At 67.0% G+C, this 2,007-nt stretch carries 2 protein-coding genes and 1 pseudogene; 1 reads left to right on the forward strand and 2 read right to left on the reverse strand.

Annotated features, from left to right (window positions below; genetic code table 11):
* The coding region (locus VFA16_RS15620; protein ID WP_324968697.1) for a sensor histidine kinase at positions 1-1,048 on the forward strand (1,048 nt) is incomplete at its 5' end.
* On the opposite strand, the gene VFA16_RS15625 is transcribed toward VFA16_RS15620, so the two are convergent.
* Together VFA16_RS15625 and VFA16_RS15630 are read right to left on the reverse strand one after the other, a co-directional pair.
* Positions 990-1,766 carry a hypothetical protein gene (locus VFA16_RS15625; RefSeq protein ID WP_324968698.1) on the reverse strand — a complete coding sequence of 259 codons (777 nt, stop codon included), beginning with the start codon at positions 1,764-1,766 and terminating at the stop codon, positions 990-992. The genes VFA16_RS15620 and VFA16_RS15625 overlap by 59 nt on opposite strands.
* A gap of 12 nt (positions 1,767-1,778) precedes the next feature.
* Positions 1,779-2,007 (reverse strand): annotated as a pseudogene (locus VFA16_RS15630) (hypothetical protein); the annotation flags it as partial.

Consider the following 2,007-nt stretch of genomic DNA (forward strand, 5'->3'; position numbering starts at 1 on the left):
CGGAAAAGTGATCCTGGTCGCCGACACCACCCAGAGCACGCAGATGATCGGCCAGCTGCGCCGCCTGATGGTGGGCGCCGGGCTGGCCACGCTCGTCGTCGCGGCGCTACTGCTGATAGCGGCCAGCCGTGCGGCGCTGCGCCCCCTGGCGCGGCTCACCGAGCTGGCCAAAGACATCACCATCGGTGATCGTGGCCGACGGCTGCGGCCGGACCGTCCCACAACCGAGTTAGGCCGCGCCGCAAGCGCTTTCGACGGCATGCTTGATGCGCTGGAAGCTTCCGAACACCGCGCTCAGCGGGCCGCCGAGACCGCGCAGCGCGCCGAGACCGCGACCCGGCGATTCCTCGTCGATGCGGCGCACGAACTGCGCACCCCCATCGCTGGCATCCAAGCCGCCGCTGAACAACTCGCCAGCAATGCCAGCCAAGAAGAGTCGGATCCCGCGGCGCTGCGCCAATACCGTCGCGCCAGCTTGTTGCTGTCCGATGCCCACCGCGCCGCACGGCTGGTCGCAGACATGCTCGACCTGAGTCGCATCGACGCCGGCCTACCGCTCGACCTGCAAGACACCGACCTGGGCGCCATCGCCGACGCCGAAGTCGACCGCGCGCGCATGCTGGCGCCGCAGCTCGCCATCTCGAGGACGGGGCTCAGCGCGCTGCGTGTGCGCGCCGATCCGACCCGAGTGGCGCAAATCCTGTCCAACCTGTTGGACAACGCCCGACGGCACACCCCTCCCGGTGGCCAGGTCACCGTCGACCTGCAGCAACGCCACTTAGTCGCCGAGTTGACGGTCACCGACACCGGCCCGGCCATTCCCGACGACGAACGCGAACGCATCTTCGAGCGGCTGGTCCGGCTGGACACCGGACGCGCCCGCGACCACGGCGGCGCGGGCTTGGGCCTACCGATCGCACGCGCATTGGCCCGCGCCCACGGCGGCGAGCTGACCTGCCTACACCACCAGGGCGGCGCTCAGTTTCGGCTCACGATTCCGCGGGCCCGACCCCAGGATGCCGCCCAGCCCGCTGCGGCAACACGATGATGAGCGCGACGATGAGGGCCGCGATCACCGCGGAAGCCAGCGGGCGGCTCAGGTTGAGGCCGCCCTGGCTCACCGGCTTGTCCAGAAAATCGCCCACAGTTGCACCGAGCGGCCGGGTCAATATGAAGGCGATCCAGAACAGGGTGACGCGCGAAACGCTGGTCCAGAAATACAGAGCCGCGACCACGGCGAGAGCGGCAGCGAAAACGAGCGCACCCCGTTCGTAACCAAGGTCTCCCGTGTCGGCGAGCCAATCGCCGAGGGCGGTGCCTAGCGTCTGTGAGAAAGTGATTGTCGCCCAATAGAATGCCTCGACTTTCGGAGTCGAGACGGTCGTCACCGACACGGTGCCCTGCGACCAATACCAGAGCCCGAGGGTGACGAGCACGCACAGCAATAGGAGACTCGATCCGCCTGTGTAGCCGATCCCGAGCGAGCGGTCGGCGAAGTCGGCCATCGCCGTGCCGAAGGTGGTCGAGGCGATGATCGTCGCCCAGTAGAGAAATGGCCGAAAGCGCTTGGCCCAAATCTGAGCCAGTACAAGCGCCACCAGCACGACGCCGAATAGCACGACGCCGGCGAGATACCCCCAATTCAGCGTCATCGTGACCGTGTCGCCGCCAGTCTCACCGAGCGTCGTCGCCAACACCTTGATGACCCAGAAGCCCAGAGTGACTTCCGGTACCTTGCTCAATGCGAGTTTCGTCTGGTCAGTCATCTCGAACGCACGCTAGTCAACGTCTGGTAGCTGGCTCGGCCGAATCTGCGTGTCGGCCAACCGCCGCCGGTGGTGTCGTCGATGCTGGCGGATCTCGTAGACCAGAACGGCAAACCCGACGGCGCCGGTGCACAGCGACACCAGAATCAGCAGCGGGCTGACGTGTCCGGTCAGTGCATCGCCGAGGATGACCACGGCAGCGGTCCCGGGTGTTGTGCCGACCAGCGTGGCCAACGTGTAC

The sequence above is a fragment of the Mycobacterium sp. genome (assembly GCF_035653355.1).
In the GTDB taxonomy this organism is placed as follows: domain Bacteria; phylum Actinomycetota; class Actinomycetes; order Mycobacteriales; family Mycobacteriaceae; genus Mycobacterium.